General features: G+C 39.2%; 15 protein-coding genes. 8 read left to right on the top strand and 7 right to left on the bottom strand.

Annotation, left to right across the window (positions count from 1 at the left end):
- Positions 1–167: 167 nt before the first annotated feature.
- Positions 168–851, bottom strand: a complete 684-nt coding sequence (locus OQ289_RS14690; RefSeq protein WP_270087612.1) for a phosphoribosylaminoimidazolesuccinocarboxamide synthase — start codon at positions 849–851, stop codon at positions 168–170.
- Positions 852–1,289: 438 nt separating this feature from the next.
- Between OQ289_RS14690 and OQ289_RS14695 the strand changes: the two genes are divergently transcribed.
- Positions 1,290–2,312, top strand: coding sequence for a L,D-transpeptidase (locus OQ289_RS14695; RefSeq protein ID WP_270087613.1), 1,023 nt, complete (start codon positions 1,290–1,292; stop codon positions 2,310–2,312).
- Between the two features lie 65 nt (positions 2,313–2,377).
- Positions 2,378–3,130 (top strand): murein L,D-transpeptidase catalytic domain family protein, encoded by a 753-nt coding sequence (locus OQ289_RS14700; RefSeq protein ID WP_033562976.1) that lies wholly within the window; start codon positions 2,378–2,380, stop codon positions 3,128–3,130.
- A 219-nt stretch (positions 3,131–3,349) separates the two neighbouring features.
- On the opposite strand, the gene OQ289_RS14705 is transcribed toward OQ289_RS14700, so the two are convergent.
- Entirely contained in the window at positions 3,350–3,988 is a 639-nt protein-coding gene (locus OQ289_RS14705; RefSeq protein WP_270087614.1) for a helix-turn-helix transcriptional regulator, read from the bottom strand.
- Positions 3,989–4,063: 75 nt separating this feature from the next.
- Between OQ289_RS14705 and OQ289_RS14710 the strand changes: the two genes are divergently transcribed.
- The 3 genes from OQ289_RS14710 to OQ289_RS14720 are packed head-to-tail and all read left to right on the top strand — an operon-like array spanning position 4,064 to position 5,760.
- Entirely contained in the window at positions 4,064–4,681 is a 618-nt protein-coding gene (locus OQ289_RS14710) for a superoxide dismutase (RefSeq protein ID WP_270087615.1), read from the top strand.
- Positions 4,682–4,683: 2 nt separating this feature from the next.
- Complete coding sequence (locus OQ289_RS14715) at positions 4,684–5,181, top strand: DUF2480 family protein (protein WP_270087616.1); 498 nt, start codon at positions 4,684–4,686, stop codon at positions 5,179–5,181.
- A gap of 9 nt (positions 5,182–5,190) precedes the next feature.
- The gene (locus OQ289_RS14720; protein ID WP_270087617.1) at positions 5,191–5,760 is read left to right on the top strand and encodes an NADPH-dependent FMN reductase; all 570 of its coding nucleotides are present in this window, start codon (positions 5,191–5,193) and stop codon (positions 5,758–5,760) included.
- Between the two features lie 166 nt (positions 5,761–5,926).
- Here OQ289_RS14720 and OQ289_RS14725 read toward each other — a convergent pair whose 3' ends face one another.
- The 3 genes from OQ289_RS14725 to OQ289_RS14735 all read right to left on the bottom strand — a co-directional run bounded on the left by OQ289_RS14725 (position 5,927) and on the right by OQ289_RS14735 (position 10,016).
- Positions 5,927–7,240 (bottom strand): acyl carrier protein, encoded by a 1,314-nt coding sequence (locus OQ289_RS14725; RefSeq protein WP_270087618.1) that lies wholly within the window; start codon positions 7,238–7,240, stop codon positions 5,927–5,929.
- Positions 7,241–7,316: 76 nt separating this feature from the next.
- Positions 7,317–9,299 carry a hypothetical protein gene (locus OQ289_RS14730; protein ID WP_270087619.1) on the bottom strand — a complete coding sequence of 661 codons (1,983 nt, stop codon included), beginning with the start codon at positions 9,297–9,299 and terminating at the stop codon, positions 7,317–7,319.
- Between the two features lie 42 nt (positions 9,300–9,341).
- The gene (locus OQ289_RS14735) at positions 9,342–10,016 is read right to left on the bottom strand and encodes a hypothetical protein (protein ID WP_270087620.1); all 675 of its coding nucleotides are present in this window, start codon (positions 10,014–10,016) and stop codon (positions 9,342–9,344) included.
- A 157-nt stretch (positions 10,017–10,173) separates the two neighbouring features.
- Here OQ289_RS14735 and OQ289_RS14740 point away from each other — a divergent pair, with 157 nt between their 5' ends.
- From OQ289_RS14740 to OQ289_RS14750, 3 genes are read left to right on the top strand one after another with little or no spacing between them, the layout of a single operon-like run.
- Positions 10,174–10,956, top strand: a complete 783-nt coding sequence (locus OQ289_RS14740) for an N-formylglutamate amidohydrolase (RefSeq protein WP_270087621.1) — start codon at positions 10,174–10,176, stop codon at positions 10,954–10,956.
- Complete coding sequence (locus OQ289_RS14745; protein WP_270087622.1) at positions 10,946–12,784, top strand: flavohemoglobin expression-modulating QEGLA motif protein; 1,839 nt, start codon at positions 10,946–10,948, stop codon at positions 12,782–12,784. The genes OQ289_RS14740 and OQ289_RS14745 overlap by 11 nt, the downstream gene beginning before the upstream one ends.
- 16 nt (positions 12,785–12,800) lie before the next feature.
- Entirely contained in the window at positions 12,801–13,793 is a 993-nt protein-coding gene (locus tag OQ289_RS14750; RefSeq protein WP_270087623.1) for a glutathione synthase, read from the top strand.
- 11 nt (positions 13,794–13,804) lie between these two features.
- On the opposite strand, the gene OQ289_RS14755 is transcribed toward OQ289_RS14750, so the two are convergent.
- Positions 13,805–15,217, bottom strand: coding sequence for a LuxR C-terminal-related transcriptional regulator (locus tag OQ289_RS14755; RefSeq protein WP_270087624.1), 1,413 nt, complete (start codon positions 15,215–15,217; stop codon positions 13,805–13,807).
- A 170-nt stretch (positions 15,218–15,387) separates the two neighbouring features.
- Positions 15,388–18,330 (bottom strand): M16 family metallopeptidase, encoded by a 2,943-nt coding sequence (locus OQ289_RS14760; RefSeq protein ID WP_270087625.1) that lies wholly within the window; start codon positions 18,328–18,330, stop codon positions 15,388–15,390.
- Positions 18,331–18,634 lie beyond the last annotated feature (304 nt).

Below are 18,634 nucleotides of genomic sequence, written 5' to 3' on the forward strand. Positions count from 1 at the left end.
GATGTCTTTTTTGCTTCATCCTTATACTAGGACTATGCTAGTTTACGTTATATAACTAATTGAGTTATTTGTCCGATCAAGTATAACTGGTGCAAATAATATAGAATAAAAAAGACGGCCCGGACTTCAAAAGCCCGGGCTATTTATATGGCCGTTTGTGATAAGTTTTACCCTAAAAAGGCTTTTTCCAAAACTAAAGGTGTAATGTATTCACCTTCTTTGTAGACACGCATATTACCGCCGGAAATCTCATCAATTAACAAGATTTTATTCGTCTCTTTGTCTCTACCAAATTCAAGTTTGATATCATACAATTCCAATCCCTTTGTCGCTAACTCATCTCTAATTATGTCGCAGATTTTCTTTGTCTGCCCAACCAATATTTGATATTCCTCCTTTGTAAGAATACCTAACATAGTCAATGCGTCTTCAGAGATTGTAGGATCGCCACGTTCGTCGTCCTTAATGGTGACTTCCACAAATGCATCCAAAGCCTGCCCTTCTTGACAATACATTCCGTAACGTCTTAAAAAACTACCTACGGCACGATATCGACAAATCACTTCCAAGCCCTTGCCAAACACCTGCGCATCCCGTACCGTCATACTGACATTATCTAAATCAGCATCGATATAATGTGTCTCTCCACCAAGGCTATTGATTAATTCAAAAAAGTGCTTGGTCATCCTAAGCCCGGATTTCCCAGCCCCTTCAATCGTTAAGCCAACAGTATTAGCGCCTGGGTCGAACACCCCGTTTTCGCCCGTTACATCATCTTTAAATTGCAAAAGGACTTCGTAATTCCCTAGTTTATAAACATTTTTTGTCTTACCTGTATACAGTAGTTCCATGGGTATGTGTTATATGTATTATTAATTACTTTAGTATAGTTGCTCGCGAATAACATTCTATTTCGAACTCGATGATATCGTATCTAGGGATACTTAATCCTAGCCACCGATTCAATTTGGATATTAAGCAGTATAAGGATTGCCCAAGAACCATCATTTTTCAATATTCTGCTCAAACTTAAATAAATTTGCTTTTATATGCAATTATAGCTATATAGTCTGCGAAAGAATCTTGACCACTATACTGGATCCTATACGACAAATGCTCCAGTAGTATACTTAAAAAAATAAAATTGACAGCAGTCCAACAAATTTGGCACGAATGCTGTATCTTGTTTTAGTAAAAAAAGATTTTCCTTTGAAATAAGAAAAATCTACTTTAGCTTGCTAGGATAAAGTAAATTACAGATAATAAAATATTAACCGCTGTTGTACACTATGAGATTGAAATACTTTGCATTCATTATATGCTCTTTTACACTTGCATCCTGCAACGACAAAACTACTACAACTCAAAAAACAACAGATCATCGAGCGAACTCGTTAGACAGCATCTCCAAAACAAAGGAAAAAGAGAAACTAAAACCCCTAACAGCTAACGACATACAATTAGAAAAAGACTTTTCATACGATAAGCACACTCTGGAAGATCGCTATCCTTATAAGGATACAACAAGGGAATTTCAATGGGAAAAAATTAAGGAAAAGATTGCGTACGTTGAAAATTTTCAGACGCTAGGCGGCTCCTATGCAGTACTTCAGAATTATAAAAATAGAAATCGTGAAGCTCCGGTCGTGAAAAACTTTAGACGTAATGCCTATACTAGGGTATCAGATACCCTTGGAGTGGAGCGCTACCAATCGGCCCCACTTTATGAGGAGGGAGAAACCAAACAGCCTATTCTTTATGGAAGAGATGGCTCCCTTGTCAAATTATTAAGTAGTGATACCTTGGCTATGGTCAAAGTTGAGGGCGTATCCTTTGACGGAAACTGGGACGTGCCCAAGCGCTATGTAAAAGCAATTGGGGATACTATCAAATGGAATCATATCGTTGTCGTTGATGTAAAAAATCAGAATATATGTACGTTGGAGGGAACAGGTAAGAACTGGAAAATCAGGAGCATGAACCCAGCTACTTCAGGCCGCCACAAACCTCCACACGCTCAAGAAACACCCACTGGGCTATTTTTGATTCAAGAGCAAAAATCTAAAATGTTCTATTACGGTGACGGCACCACGGTAATAGAAGGATTTGCACCGTATGCAAGCCGCTTCACAAATGGAGCATACATACACGGGGTACCCATCAATAATCCAAAGGGAAGCATTATTGAATTTAGCTCTACACTGGGCACTACGCCACGCTCACATATGTGTGTAAGGAATGCTTCCTCACATGCAAAATTTATATACGATTGGGCAAAACCATTCCGAGCTTTAGTGATTGTAATAGATTAACGTTTTTTAACAGTCTGGTAATCATATTATTGCTACTTTTGTAGTGGAAAATAGTGATTTTAGATATGGTTAGATTAATGTATATTTTCTCTTTAATATTATTTACTTCTTCAAATCCTTTGATAACAAGTAAAAAAATAGAAAAAAAAACAATTGCAAATAACGCAAAAAAGAATGTTTCCCCTATAGAAGAGATGTATCACCAGATGCATCTTGATTCTATTCTCAAATTCGAAGCTTTTGAACAGGCTCTCCAAGGTCGCAATCTGCTTTCTCTTGATAATAAGGATACCATTACGGTAATAGACTTTAGTCTGCCCTCTACTGAAAAGAGATTGTATGTATTAGACCTAAAGAATAAAAAGCTACTATTTCATAGCTTGGTTTCCCACGGTCGTAACAGTGGTCAGAAATTCGCTACAAGTTTTTCAAATAGAACCAACTCCTATCAGAGTTCTCTTGGTTTTTACGAAACTGAGGCTACCTATCAAGGCGGTAATGGATATTCACTAGTACTTAATGGACTTGAAGCGGGCATTAATGATCGAGCGAAATCCAGAGCCGTTGTTATGCATGGTGCTGACTATTGTAGTGAGAAGATTATATCAGCTACAGGGCGACTAGGAAGGAGCTATGGGTGTCCAGCATTACCCAGAGAACTAAATAAACCCATCATTAATACGATAAAGAATGGGACTTTGCTCTATATATATGCTAATGACAAGAAGTACGCGGCCCAAAGTCATATACTCAATGTAGACCGCTCCCTCTTAGCTCAAAAAGATATTGATGATAATAATCATGAGCGTTTAAACTAAATAAGAGAGCTAAAAGAAGCACTATTATTTATATGGAGTATTATCGGGCAAAATTCATAGCCTACATTATAAAATTTGTTAGCACTACCGCATAGTGCTAACAAATTGAGGTATTATTGCTACGTAGTTTGCTAAAGATTTACCTTTAGTAAAAAATACGACAACCCTATTAAGCCAAAAACAAGCTGTATACAGCTATCAAAATCCCAAATTATCAGACTATTCTGAAACCGCTTTTATTGCATATGCACATCGGCGTGCTCCAGACACGATATGACTCAGCCTTTCCACATGCACCTGAGCGCCAAGAAGTGTACGAAAAATATTGAGTTCACTCTCACAAAACCCCTGGCATTCGGAAGCTGCTGCACAAATAGGACAATGATTCTCCACAAGCAGATAGCTACCATCGTCTTCTTTTTTATACTCCGCCATATACCCTTCTCTCTTTCTGATAGCCGTGAGTATCCCAATCTTTTCTTCCAGCTCCCTCGTCCCCACTAGTTCATTAGTGTAACGTTCGAAAACTTCCACACCATTCGCTTTCACGATTTTTTGCAATGCCTTATCCCCCAAGGTATCACGAATGGTACGAATCAGATGTACGGTCAACTCTGCATGGCAGTCTGGAAATCTCGAATGCCCTTTACCGGTCAATGACCATATTTGCTGGGGGCGCCCACGTCCCTTAGCTTCTGCGGTGCACTCCACTAGCCCTTCATTTGCCAATTTTAAAAGATGAAACCGGGCTCCCTCATTCGTTACGCCCATTTCTTGCGCTAATCGAGATAAAGGAAGAGCTCCCTTGGTCTTGAGAATCCAAAGTGATTTTTCATTATCCGGCAGATTATTATCCATAATAAACAAAGTAATTATTTGGTTTAATACACAAAGTTAATACCTTTGTCATACATTCACAAAAATACTAAAATTATGGCTTATCAATTAGCAGTATTGCCCTACTCATATGATGCACTCGAACCCTTCATAGACAAGGCTACCATGGAAATCCATCACGACAGACATCATCAAGCATATGTCGACAATCTCAACAAAGCTATTACTGATACGGATGCCGAAAGTCTAAAACTAGTAACTTTATTGGAAAATATCAGCAATTACCCTGCCTCCATTCGCAACAATGCTGGTGGACACTACAACCACGACTTGTTTTGGAAAATTCTTTCAGCAACACCCGAAAAAACACCCACCGGCACACTTCAAGATGCTCTTATCGCCACATGGGGTTCACTAGATGCGTTCAAGAATCAATTTGAACAATTGGCATTGACGCGCTTTGGTTCAGGTTGGGTATGGTTGTATGTCAAATACAATGGAAGTCTAGCAATCTGTTCTACCCCCAATCAGGATAACCCTATTATGGATATCAATAGTACCGATCGCGGATTTCCAATTTTAGGATTAGATGTATGGGAACACGCTTATTATTTGCAATATCAGAATAAACGTGCTGCATATATCAGCTCTTTTTGGGAAGTATTGGATTGGAAAGCAGTAGAATCCAATTATCATGTACATCAAAGAAAGTAAATATGAACGATTTCATTGTTAATAAGGTTCAATTATCAGGGATTATAGGATTAGACCTTCAGGACTATGCCCCCACAGATACCTTTATAGATATTGATTTAAAAGATATGCTTTATAAGGGACTTATGCTTAGAGAAAAGGAATTCAAAGAAGCTTTGAGCAAATTTGATACGTTCTCATTTCGAGACAAAATGGTATCTATATATTGCTCCTCAGAAGCCATCGTCCCACAGTGGGCGTATATGCTAATCACACAGAAGTTATCACCCTATAGCATAAGCATACAATTTGGCGACCCCAAATCACATTACGAGAATATCTGGATCCAAAATATTAGAAAACAGGACTTCGGCTACTTAAGCGGTAAAAAAGTAAGTATCAAAAATGACATTCAAGTACCCGAAAACATATTTATTGTCATCACGCAAAAACTGTTACCAATAGTATCTACTCTTCTATATGGAGAAGTAGGTATGCCCAAAGTCATCTACAAAAATTAGCTTTACAACATGAATGTACTAATCTTTAATGGAGCTCTGGAACGCCGTCCCAACTCTACTTCAAGCAAAATAACTCAGTTTCTACAACAAAAAATACAGGAACATGATGCCCATTCAACCGTATTCAATCTGGCAGGATCTGCCATACCTCTATTTGATTTTACGCTTTCTAAAACCCCCATTGCTGTAGAGGTAATGGCCCAACAGTTTAGAGAAGCCGATGCACACATCTGGTTGACACCTTTGTATCATGGCAGCATGACAGGAGTAATGAAAAACTGTTTGGATTGGCTAGAAATTTCAGCAAAGGAACCCATTCCTTATTTACAGGACAAAATGATTGGCATGGTGTCTTGGGCTGATGGTGGACATGCTTTGCAAGCTATCAATGCGCTGGATATCGTAGCAAAATCACTTCGTGCATGGCCACTCCCCTTCAGTGTCCCGATTGCAAAATCTCTACTCTTTGAAACAGACAATTCAGATCGAATATCAATGGTATATCAGCAAAAACTAGGGATGCTGGTCGATATGGTGACCTTTAAGAAAATAGGAAGGCAGGAGATAAGTTTTCAGTAGCATAAGAATCTAAGCTTTAACATAATCTTAACATTTCCCTCATACTATCTCGAATGCAGCCCCGTTATAATAGTGTATAAAATGACTTTTCATAATTTAGGTTAATAATTGGTAAATCCTCATTCATCGCCCGGTGTTTGAGGATTTTTATTTACTACCTTTTACACTAGAGCAATTGGTACAATGCATGAATAGTAGCATCGCGTAGTATACACTTCCCTGTTATCACAGACTCTCCTTGTACTCCTCGACTCATCCCTATTTCTAATACTTGAAATTTTTCCCAGTCTATTCCTTCCCTGTTGGGCATCAATATCGGTAACGCCTTATCCAATTTTGCATAGAGATAACCATAATATGGTGATGCTGCCCTTTTATCCTCCATTATCATTTGTGGTCCGGTATTCAGAGCTATCAAATCTCCGCTTACACTTTTTTTGAACTTATAGAACATCTTTTCAGGTAGATAACCTGCTATATGAGGCGACGCCTTAACAACTAAATTGAGGTGAGGCACCTCAACTTCCCGACGTTCCATTTTTTCGGTCATTTCAAAGTTTTCGTCCAAATCGTAAGTCACTATGGTATCAATCTGTTTCACCAAATCACTTTTCCATTGGACATCAACATATCCACCGTAATATTTTGCAAGCGAATCAGCATTGACATCGTACTTAAGCAATGTTTCGCTATAACCTTTAAACAAAGGTCTGAGATCTGCGTTCAACCAACCGTACAGCACCGAAGTCGTGTCCAATTGTCTTGCAGTCGCATCTCGGACTCCTATAATAGATGGAGAGATTACGTCACCTTCGAAGTCGATTCGCCCATTGCGGAATGTCACGGCTAATCGGGTTTGATCCACCATATTGAGATAGGTAATGTCGGATTTTCCATTTTTAAAGCCGTCCAACGATAGCGACGACACTTCTACCAATGCTTTTTCATTACCTGCCAACCAATTTGCCATTATCTCCCAATGTAACTTCTGGTCTACTCCCAAAGAAAGAACAAATTGCTGCTCATCGAACAAAACTGCAAATCTGCTATCCTCGGATAAACCGTATTGAAGCTTTTGTCCTTGGATTAGGGTATCATTGCTTTTGGAAAACCGTTGCTTAATATATTGGGTAAACTGTTTGGAATTTCCAATCGACTGAACACTAAAAAAACGATGAGGCATCTCTTCCAAGGAAAAAAGGAAAACATTCGCTGGAAAATCCCATCCGGACTGGGCAATGCCTAACCCAGCACTATCCGATTCAATTGAGCGCCGTCCCTTATAATAGGTTCCAGGATTCAACATTGCATTTCGAGCAATAGCACCAAGCATACCATCTATTGATACTTCAATCACGGCATGGCTTTGAGCATGTACCAATCCATGTTTTGAATCCGACTCCCGATAGCTTAAATACGCCCAACAGCCCAACACTAAAATGCCAATCACGGTCAACATCCACATTAAAATCCTTTTCATGATGTTCTTTTTTTAAATAATGATGAGCGACCACTCCATGCAGTAATCGCTCATCATCAAATTGATCTTGATTGCATTATTCCAAATCCTTGCGATGACGATTAATCAAATCTAACAAGACCCCCAATGCATTACGTCCCGTATTTGGAAATTCGACAGACACCTCTGCCGATACTTTATTCCCCTTTATTCCTTTCGAAACGATTGAAAAGTCACCATATTGTCCCAACTCATCCACTGTCATTTTCATAGATGGAACGATAGGAATCTCCAAATCCTTCAACAACGTAGGTACTGTATTAGCGTTGAATACCATCGTCATATTATTTTGTTTTAACATCTTACTATGAGCTGGATTAGGCTGACGATGAATGCGGTTGGCCTTGATATCCTGCATTTCTACTAAGTCATTCCCAATAAATACAATACCATCATTAATCAAAAAATACACTTTAATATCATTACCTCCCTTTTCCTTGGCTTCATAAACACCATCGTGATTAATCACTAATTCCTCCTTTACTCCAAGCTTAAGCAAACGTTCAAATATGCGGGTATCTTCTGAAGAAAACATCCACAAAAACTGAGGCAAAGTCTCCGTCTTCGTCTTTTCAACCTCAGTCATATTATAGTCGTCATCATATTCATAGTCCTTATACTTAACCACTTGTTTAGAAATACCATTGACCACAAACAAATTATCTCCACTAAACACTTTAGCAATTGCTTTTTCGTCAAGAGCAATATCAAACAATAGCGTTCCCAATGAAATAATGTCGCTATAATTCGGTAATAACGAAGCATAATAACGTTCTGTAAATTTGGGCATAAACTTAAGGTATCCTTCTGTGTTAACATTAAAAGACAAGAAACCAACGACATCCTTGTCTACAAACTTCAGGAATTTAGGATTGATTTTGCGTTTATAAATCGCCTTGTAATCTGCAAGAATTTCTTTGTCCACGTCCATATCTCCAACTATCTTCAGCTTATTTTTATCGACAATCAAGTCCATAGAAATCTCACCAAAACCAAATCTAAATTGGGGATCATATCCAGTTGCCATTCGGACGAGATAGGTAGGGAAATAATCATTGTATAACCCCTCTAAGCTTCTCACCCAAAGATTGGCTATTGCGTTCGGTTTCAAATTATTGGAATAGCCCTTCGCGGAAAACCCCTTGTCGCCACGGGTTGCTATCAAGTCACTTAGTTCTTTATTGACCCATTCACTTACCAAAGCATTCTTAATCGAATCATCGTGTACAATCATTTGATAATAGTAATCATCCGCAGTATCGACTTCTACAGCATCCAAATCCGGTCCATCAATTTCTATTGAAGGATAATCTTCTACATCCACCACGACCGGTGGCGCATCTATCTCCGCACCCTTCGAAATTGAATCAATAATGGGAGGTTCGAGTATCTCGATCTCTTCCACGGTATCTATTACTTCATCTTCCTCATACTCGTCGTAGTAAGCACTGTCTATTGCCTCTGCAGCATCTACTGCAGTATCGTACATACCATTTAAGCCCCGACTTTGTAAGCCATAATGATCAGCGACCGAATCACGTTCGAAAAAAACATCGGTGATTAGACCCGTCATGATGTAAACCCCTTGCTGATCCCAGCTCATGCGCGTAGAGCGATCAGCAGAATAGATAGTCTGCAAACCGTCTACTGTTTGGATTTTCTTATGAGCAGGAATCAAAGATTTAAACTTTTGCTCGTCCGACAAGGGGATTAATGCTCCGATGTAATTAATGCTGTCGGTCTTTCGGTTAAATACATACCCCTTTCCAGTCAGGTCTAATCCGATATCTTCAATTTTATTAATGCCATTTAGTTCATTTTTACTCAACTTATCAAAGAAACCCAATTTTTGGAGGGTCGCATTAAATTCCTGCGCCTCCACTAGGTTAAAAAAGCGCTTGCAGTCAAAAGTGACTACAATGTTTGCATCTGTTGGCACTTTACGAATCAAGTCCTGAGCATAAGAATTAAGTGCCGCTACGCACCCCAGGAATGCCGTCAATACATATTTGATATTCATATATAATTTTATTAGGATATTATTTTTGTAGTAAAATCTTAGTTAATTCAATTGAATACGATTGCTCAAGTTTACCTGACCGTTGACTAGCCCAATGACGCCAGCCTTCAGCATAACCGCTTTTTTATTAGAAGAGAGTTTCGCTAGGTTATTATCTTGTTTCTTGACTGGCTCAGAAAAACGGTAAATGCTGGTAAAATAGGCATCATTAAATAATTTTTGGTTTTCAGCATTCAGCTTTCCGAATTCCTTCTTTCCTTCTGGCGAAAATTTGTACTGACGTTCAAAAATCTTTGTCCCTGGACTATATGCATAACTTGTATTGCCAGATATCTTGATTTTAAAATGCTCCGAAAGTGTTTTTGTGAATGCATTTAGAGCTTTGACATCATTAAAATCACATTTAATAGAGACGATATAATTATTAAGATCTAATTGAGAGACAACATTCGAGATACCATTAGTCTGCTTTAACAGTCGAACGACAGCGTTTACTTCATTCTGAATAGTCGTTTTCGACGGCACTTTAATACCATTCACCTGATCGAGCATCATTAATGATGCAACTTTCGTCTTACTCTTACTCATGTTAAGAGTAGCCTTTATTTGACCAGACCCATTGGTTTTCAAATCAATTTCCTCCACGATATCCAAACATCCAGTTAGTATCGTGCAACTAAGAAAAAGTGCTGTAACATAAAATATTTTTCTAAACATAGTCCTATATTTTCGTTTAAAAGTATTCAAAATATTAAAATTATCGGCTAAATTACTTAAAAAAATTTCCAAAAAGTCAGTTCTGCCCGCTCTCCAAACCATTTTACTGAACAATTGTTCTTTAGATAGAGGCCACCGTGCTCACAGACATCACACTATGGATATACACTATTTACTAGAAGAAAAAGGAGGCCCCGTCTGGGCATTGGCTATTCACGATGGGCATGATATTGCAGATGAGCTTGTTCCGTTAATAAATCTCTCCGAAGTAGAAAGATTAAGAGAAGAAGATCCTTTTACAGGTATGTTGACCGATATAGGCACAAACAGGTTGGTGGTAAAAACATCTCGATTTCAAGTCGATCTGAATAGAGCCTTGCAGGATGCCATCTATCTTCACCCCGAGCAAGCTTGGGGGCTTAAAGTGTGGAAACATCTACCTTCCAAAGCTATAATCGAACGCATCCAGCACAGCTATCGCTATATTCAACGCCTGATATCTCTACTCATAGAAGATACCATCCACCGATACGGATATTTTATTGTCTACGACATACACAGCTACAACAGTAAGCGCGAAGGTCCAAATGAGATTATCGACACCGCACTTAATCCACAAATCAATATCGGCACCATCCACAACAGCTCGATATGGCATCCCGTCATTGACGCATTTAAGCAGTTTATTTCCAGCAAGCAATTCGCTGGTAGGAATATTGATATCCGGGAGAACGTGAAGTTTTCAGGGGGATACCTTTCTAAATGGATCAATAGCAAATACGGCGCCCATGGATGCGTACTTTCCATAGAGTTTAGAAAGGATTTCATGGATGAATGGAGCGGCGTGCCCAATCCTCAGGCTATTGAATTGTTTCGCCAATTATTAGCATCCTCTTTACAACACACAAATTTAAATCAGTCCGTTATATATGGAGTATAGCAAAGAAATAGCCAAAGCCATCACCTCCATAAAACAGAAGGAGCCAGCTCATATTCAATTTTCCAAAGACAGCAAATTAGTCCTCAAACGCATTACACCGTTGCTATTGGTTTATCGCATTCCTACCTTGGGTAAAGATCAGATGCTATCTGCCCTTGCCAAGTCCGAAGCTTGTTATCTAGTTGGCAAAGAATCTGAATTGGATTTTACCAAGATCGTTTCACCGATAGTACGTCAACTGATTGATGAATACGGTGCTTGTCAATTAATCGAACTGTGGCAAGAAGATGATATGGAAACAGATGTTGCCATCCATATAGCTCAAAAAACAGCATTGGCTATTGCAGACAAATTTATCAAGGACTTAAAATCCAACGACCTTCAACTTCCACTCAGCATAGCACTCAAAAAGGATTCGAAACTTCCAAAACCATTCGATGCCAAGCCTCTGGTTAATCCATTGATGGATGAGTTCAAACAGCTACTCTATATGGGAATCGCTATCAAACCACAGTACATTGAGCTAAAGACTGGTAAACCCTATCCCCTTATCCTAAGAAGTTACCGCGATACGTTCACACGAAGTCTTCGCAAAAGCTTTTTGGAGTTTGTACGCCTGCACACCTCATTAAAGGTCTCTCAATTCAGAATGCTGAGCACGACCGAACTGCAACCCTTGGTCTGGGAGATAGACAAAAGCTTAGCTTCAGAAAGTCAGCGATTTGATTTCCTACTGTTGGTAAGCCCCCTCAATACCCAAGAAGCTTGGTTACAGTTTAAAAAAGATAAATTTCTCAAAACCCCCAAATTTAGATACAGACCTATGCCAATAGATCCGGAGTTAGTCAAACGAAATCTATACAATCTACGCATAGAGGATCTAGACGATCCCACAATAGCGTATCTCTTCAGGGACAAACGAAAGGAACTAGATGCGATGATGACAATGCTGATTGATAGAGGAAATGAAGGTTTTATGCATGGCAGCCTACAAGTATTTGGCAATGTCAATGACCACCTTTTGGAGACTGCAAAGGCTATCCTAATCGTCTATGAAAACAACCAGCAACGATCACCACATAACAATGAATTTTTAAACGCAACCGAATTTGCTAAACTCGCAAAAGACGAGCTTCACTATTTAAGACAACAACTTCCTTCACTAGAGACCGGTGTACGAATCCGTGAAGATATATCAGGCATAATGGTCAATCGCGGAGTGCTCAATATCAGCAAACACTACGAAATCGAACGGTCTAGAGCCGTTGCTCTCATCCAACATGAGGTGGGCACACATATCGTCACCTATTTCAACGGCAAATCTCAACCTTTCAAACTCTTCAGCCTCGGTGTTCCCGGATATGAGCAACTGCAAGAAGGGCTCGCAGTATTTGCTGAATACATGGTCGGCGAACTTACCCGTGATCGACTTCGTATCATAGCAGCTAGGGTTATTGCCGTACACCATATGCTAGCCGGACATAAATTTCCAGACACATTCTTTCTATTGGTCGATCAATATAGTTTCAACGAAGAGACAGCATTCCACATCACTACCCGTGTATATCGAGGTGGTGGGCTCACCAAAGATGCCCTCTACCTCAAGGGATTATTGGGCATTATACAATATATTCGAGAGGGACGCGATCTAGCCTCTCTCCTTATCGGCAAAATCAGAGAAGACTATATCCCTATTGTAGAAGAATTGACACTCCGAGGACTCATACTTCCACCCGTACTTCGGCCGCGTTACCTATCTGAGCCTTATCTGCACAGCATTGATCAGATAAAAAAAGGAGGCAACATTTTCAATCTTTCAAATTCTTAACGCACAAATCTGCTATATGAACATCGCATTTATTATCAATCAGACACACAAAGAAGCTGCTAGCTTTACAACTACATTATTGGCCTTGCGAGCGCTGCAACGCGGTCACTCCATTTACTATATTGGACTGGCTGATTTTGTCTATCTTGATGAGACCAAGGTCGCCGCACATGCACGTGCAGTTCATCACCTCGACACAATTGATGACACACAGCAGCTACTCGATGTACTACGTGATACACCAAAGAAAAGAATACTGGTGCAGGAATTTGATATCATGTGGTTGCGATTTGACCCCGTACTCGATATGATCGGGCGTCCTTGGGCAGCTTCAATGGGTTTACAGTTTGCCGAAATGGCACAAAAATTAGGAGTACAAGTACTGAATGACCCGCGCGCACTCGTAGATGCCGAAAACAAATTATACCTAGAGAATTTTCCAGAAGAGATTCGTCCCCGTACCATCGTAACCCGAAGCTATGATGATGTTAAGCAATTTTTGGAACAGCAAGGTCAACAAATTATCCTTAAGCCACTTAAGGGTTCGGGCGGTAAAAATGTCTTCTTAGTAAATCAACACGAAATCAAAAACCTCAAACAAATTGTAGAGGTGATATGCCGAGATGGCTACCTTATTGCCCAAGAATATCTCCCTGCCGCTCAACAAGGAGATATTCGTTTCTTCCTTCTCAATGGTCGGCCAATTGTAGTAGATGGAAAATATGCTAGTGTCAATCGCGTACAACCCTCAGGAGAAATCCGCAGCAACATCCACCAAGGTGCTAAAGCCCAAGCAGCCATCATTACACCCGAAATTCTACAGCTTGTGGAAAAGGTAGCTCTCAAATTAAAAAACGATGGCATGTATTTCGTGGGTCTAGATATTGTTGGAGATAAGATAATGGAAATCAACGTATTTAGTCCTGGAGCCCTTCCACAAGCATCAGAGCTGAATGGTGTTGACTATACGACCGCGATTTTGGAGGACCTCGAAAGATTAGGCAAATAGCTGACGATTTACTATAAAGCTATTTTATCTTTAATCTTGACCGCTTGGGTTCGGTTCTTCACTTCTAATTTGAGATATAGATTACTGACATGATATTTTACCGTATTCAGAGATATGAAGAGTTTATCTGCCAGGCTTTGGTTGGACAATCCCTCCCATATGCCAAGAAGTACATCTGTCTCCCTTTCCGTAAGTTGATAATTTGATTTCAACGTTTCGATAATGTTACGGTCAGGATCAGTCGGTTTCACTTCTTTAGGTTGGGTGGTGGTCAATTCTTTGAGTTGGTATAGATAGCGATTAATCTCCAATCTATACTGCTCATTTTCAGCTTGCAACGACCGCGCTTTAAAAATAATAGCAAAGCTAATACTAATGATTTCAAATGCACTAACCAATCTAAAAGTATCCATATCAAAAAAAGACAACCATGCTTGGTTAAAATTTTGATTAAGGACAAACCCAACGCCAAAGAGAACGATAACCCCAAATGTAAGAACCAAAAATCGAGCATAAACATCTTTCTTAAATTGCCTAACAGCAATTCCAATAGCGATAGACGCTGCACTTAAACTTGAAATATTGATCAGCGCTACAAATCCTCCCCACTCAAATATCAAGAACAATATGAGACCTATAAAAGCAAGAGCTATTACAGGCGCAATGTATTTCCAATAGCTCTTGAAAGCATGCTTCAGATCCAAGAAATAATAAGCAAATACACAAGCTAAAGTGGCCGTGAAAGGAACCATGTACACTAATAGATTTTCTAAGACCAACCTTCCTGAAGACAAATAGTGGAACATGCCGTCCTCGTAGAAAAATTCGACAAAAACGCCCACCTGAAGCAAGCTATAGGCAATAAAACGTCGGTCTTTGAAAATCAGAAAAAAAACTAAATTAAAGATGATAGACATCAGACCAAGCCCATAATAAAGTCCTATCCGGAGTAATTTGGTACTTTCCTGTTGATAGAACGTATCCTTGGGGGCCACGATAATCTCCAGTCCCTCAAACATTGAATTTTTGCTTTTTATATAAAATTGGGTACTGTCGGTATCAAACTGAAATTGGTTATACCGCACAAATGACTTTCCTTCGGAATCTTTATTTGCATCAGAAATAGAGATAAGCTTTCCCTCTCGGTACACATATAGCTCCATATCTTGCAAATGTGGAGAGGGGATCTGCATCACCAATGATTGCCCTAGCTGATCCAACGAAAATTGTCCTTTCAACCAGAAAAAACGATGGTCAGAAGATTCCGAATAGTATAGGTTTTCATTTTTATCAAACAACTGGAACTCCAATCCTGCAATCTCCCCCTCGACTTGGCTTGCATTTGCATTTGATAAAAAAATCGAAATAAAAAAGATGTAATATATCAGTTTAACAACAATTGAAGATACGCCCTTTTCTTTCATACTTTTCCTAACAGGTTGATGGATCGATAATCGAAACCAAAAGTAGCATTTTCAAATCGGCTATCCACACATCACGGACAATTTATTATTCCACAGTCCTCTTCACAGTATATTTTTTAAAAATAAGATGGGCGGCCATTAGCCGCCCATTCCTACAGGCTGATGTGGATCTAATAGCCGAAAATCTCTTCTAATGAAAGTTTTTTCACCTCGCCCAACTTCTGTAAGTCTTCGGATTTGAGATTTTCCGTTTGCGCTACAATACAGTATACATACGGTTTGTTGCTCATTTCCTTTGCATGAAAAGCTTTCAAATCCCCGTAGGTTAATCTCGGTGCCTTTTCATAAACATCTTTTCTTATATCTGTTTTATTCCCTAAACGTTCCGCTGCAAGATAGCTACTCAATATCGCAGAGTTAGTGATACGTTCACTCGCTATTGATTTAATCAAACTTACTTTTGCAGTCTCTAGTGCCTGACTTGATTCGGGCAAGTCATTCAACAATTCATTCATTCCAACTACAGCGTCATTGAATTTGTCCGCTTGGGTCCCAATATAGGCACCCACCGAATAATGATTCCCCTTCTTAAACGGCTGTCCAAAAAATGCATAGGTAGAATAGGCGAGTGCTTTCGATTCACGGATAGTCTGGAACACAATACTTCCCATACCTCCTCCAAAGTAGTTATTAAACAAGGATATAGTAGGTGCATAGGCAGAATTGTAGGTTTCCGAATTTCTGAACCAAAAAACCTCGGCCTGTTTCATATTAAAGTTTGCCAACAATACCTTGTTCGCTATTGTCGGAGACTCCTTGAAAGGTTGTGCTTTTTGGATTTCCAGATATACCCCCTCACCGGTTTTCAACGGTTGTAAACTCGTTACCAAGTCCGTTGTGGACTTAGGTCCAAAATACAGTATAGTATGCTTCATGTTCGCAAAATCATGCAACAATTTGACTAAATCCTCCGCCCTTACGGCATCCAATTCTGTGTCCGACAACGTATAGTTGAATGGATTACTTGCGCCATACTTAGCATAAGACTTGAGCCCGTCCATGATAGTCGCTTTATTTTCCTTGGCATTGATTCGTGATTTCTTCAATCGCCCGATATAAGCTTCGAAAGCCGCTTGATCCACCACACAATTCTTAATCAAATCATGAATCAATGTCACTGTATTCGCAAAATTACTACTCAAACCAGAAACGGCAATATTCGTTTCTTCGTTTCCGGAAGAGACACTAAAATCAGAGGCCAATTTATAAAACTCCTTGCTAAAGGCTTCGCTTGATTTATCTTTCGTACCCAAGAATTCTAGATAATTGGCTGCCAGAGACAGTAGTTTATTATTCCATTTGCCAATTTTATATTGATACACCAAGCTAAATAACTCATTATCCTTATTCTGTACTGCAATTATGTCAATATCCTTCAACTTAGCCTTCTCTACATCTTTGCTATAATCGATCCATACAGGCTTGATAGCATTCTCTGGCAGAGCATCTATCCTTTTTAAAAAATCAGATTGATCTTCTCTATTGACAGTGATTGGTGTAATGGACGGTTTAATCACCTTTACTACATTCTCATCTATGCCCTGACGTTTGTACACAGCCACATAATTACGATCGTTTAAATATTTATTGGCAAATTCTATGATATCCTGTTTTGTAATTTTGGATAGATTATCAGAATAACTCAATTCTGATGACCAATCCACTCCAGAAGTAAAGGCATCCATTAGTCCCTCGGCCCGCGCCTTATAGCTGTCATTTCGAGATATTTCACTTTTCTTCTCGTTATTGACGATAGAGGTGATTAAATCCTCTGAAAACTCACCCTTCCTCAACTTGTTCAATTCGGCCAATATCAAATTCTTAACATCATCCAAGGATTGGCCCTGGGTCGGATTACCCTGGAGTATCAACATGGAGTAATCCTTCAAAACATAGGGAAAAGCACCCGCGCCCAATAGTTTTTGGGATTTCACCAAATTCAAATCGATTAGACCTGCTGACCCGTTTGTCAACATATTCGCCAATAGATTGAGCATTTGTGCGTCCTTAGTCGCTGCTCCTGGAAAACGAAATCCCAAAAATAGATATTCAGCATTTGGGCCTTTCACCTCTCGTAGTATAGGTTCTTCGATTACCTTTTCCGGTTCGATTACGTACGGAGGTAATGATTGCTCCTTCATATATCCAAAAGTAGCATCTATTTTTTTTACCATCTCTGTCGGGTCGAAATCACCTGACATGATTACTCCCATATTATTCGGCACATAATAGGTTTCAAAATACTCCCTAATCGCTTTAAGAGAGGGGTTTTTTAAATGCTCTACTGTTCCAATCACCGTTTGTCTCCCATAATTATTATTAGGAAACATCGCTTCAAACATGGCTTCAATAGATTTCCTATTATCATTATCCAATCCTATATTTTTCTCTTCATAAACAGCCTCTAGCTCGGTATGGAATAGTCTGAATATAGGATTGCGGAACCGCTCTCCCTGCACAGCCAAATACTTATCTACCACATTATTCGGTATGTCTTCAATATATACTGTCTGCTCGAATGATGTAAATGCATTGGTACCATCTGCCCCCATACCACTCATCAACTTGTCGTATTCATTAGCAATAGCGTACTTCGCGGCTTCACCCGACACCCGATCTATTTCCTCATAAATTTGCTTACGTTGATTTTCATCCGATGTCGAATTATATTTTTCATAAAGGGCATCGATTTGATCCAATAGTGGCTTTTCCTTGGCCCAATCTTTAGTACCAAACTTGTCCGTACCTTTAAACAATAGATGTTCCAAATAGTGCGCCAGTCCCGTATGATCTTTAGGATCTGTCTTGCTTCCGGCCTTAGTAGCAATATATGTTTGGATACGAGGTTCCTTCTTGCTTGGGCTCAAAATGACTGTCAAGCCATTTTTTAGTGTATAGAAACGGGCTTGCGTCGGGTCATTCGTGACATACTTATAGGTATACCCTCCTTCTGATGATTCCTTCCAGTCGTAGTTTTTCACTTGAGCAACAGTTATTGAAGTTAAAAAAGCAACAAAATATACGACAAAAATCGATTTTAAAAACTTATTCATATGAGTTTGTTTTATTTCTTTCCAAAGAATATAGATGTCATTTTATATGTTAAGACTATTAAATCAGAAACAGTATTCATCAAACCCCACTAATAGACAACCTTCTAAACTGCAACTACTTATAAAAACATAAAGTACTTAAGAATACATCGGAATTACAAACATTACATTTCATTCCGAAAATTTTACTGAAAACATTCTCATAATTGATAATTTTTATCGTACCACGTCTTTCGTAAGTCACTTTTTTAAAAATCGTAAAGCTTCAAAGCCTGGCAATACATTTAATCATGTCCATATTCCA

This window comes from Sphingobacterium sp. SYP-B4668, assembly GCF_027627455.1.
Classification (GTDB): Bacteria; Bacteroidota; Bacteroidia; order Sphingobacteriales; family Sphingobacteriaceae; genus Sphingobacterium.

Excerpts from the sequence above, each read along its gene's own strand:
- OQ289_RS14755 (WP_270087624.1), bottom strand. The coding sequence starts at position 15,217 with ATGAAAGAAAAGGGCGTATCTTCAATTGTTGTTAAACTGATATATTAC.
- OQ289_RS14690 (WP_270087612.1), bottom strand. The coding sequence starts at position 851 with ATGGAACTACTGTATACAGGTAAGACAAAAAATGTTTATAAACTAGGG.
- OQ289_RS14695 (WP_270087613.1), top strand. The coding sequence starts at position 1,290 with ATGAGATTGAAATACTTTGCATTCATTATATGCTCTTTTACACTTGCA.
- OQ289_RS14750 (WP_270087623.1), top strand. The coding sequence starts at position 12,801 with ATGAACATCGCATTTATTATCAATCAGACACACAAAGAAGCTGCTAGC.
- OQ289_RS14715 (WP_270087616.1), top strand. The coding sequence starts at position 4,684 with ATGAACGATTTCATTGTTAATAAGGTTCAATTATCAGGGATTATAGGA.
- OQ289_RS14745 (WP_270087622.1), top strand. The coding sequence starts at position 10,946 with ATGGAGTATAGCAAAGAAATAGCCAAAGCCATCACCTCCATAAAACAG.
- OQ289_RS14700 (WP_033562976.1), top strand. The coding sequence starts at position 2,378 with ATGGTTAGATTAATGTATATTTTCTCTTTAATATTATTTACTTCTTCA.
- OQ289_RS14735 (WP_270087620.1), bottom strand. The coding sequence starts at position 10,016 with ATGTTTAGAAAAATATTTTATGTTACAGCACTTTTTCTTAGTTGCACG.
- OQ289_RS14720 (WP_270087617.1), top strand. The coding sequence starts at position 5,191 with ATGAATGTACTAATCTTTAATGGAGCTCTGGAACGCCGTCCCAACTCT.
- OQ289_RS14705 (WP_270087614.1), bottom strand. The coding sequence starts at position 3,988 with ATGGATAATAATCTGCCGGATAATGAAAAATCACTTTGGATTCTCAAG.
- OQ289_RS14725 (WP_270087618.1), bottom strand. The coding sequence starts at position 7,240 with ATGAAAAGGATTTTAATGTGGATGTTGACCGTGATTGGCATTTTAGTG.
- OQ289_RS14760 (WP_270087625.1), bottom strand. The coding sequence starts at position 18,330 with ATGAATAAGTTTTTAAAATCGATTTTTGTCGTATATTTTGTTGCTTTT.
- OQ289_RS14710 (WP_270087615.1), top strand. The coding sequence starts at position 4,064 with ATGGCTTATCAATTAGCAGTATTGCCCTACTCATATGATGCACTCGAA.
- OQ289_RS14740 (WP_270087621.1), top strand. The coding sequence starts at position 10,174 with ATGGATATACACTATTTACTAGAAGAAAAAGGAGGCCCCGTCTGGGCA.
- OQ289_RS14730 (WP_270087619.1), bottom strand. The coding sequence starts at position 9,299 with ATGAATATCAAATATGTATTGACGGCATTCCTGGGGTGCGTAGCGGCA.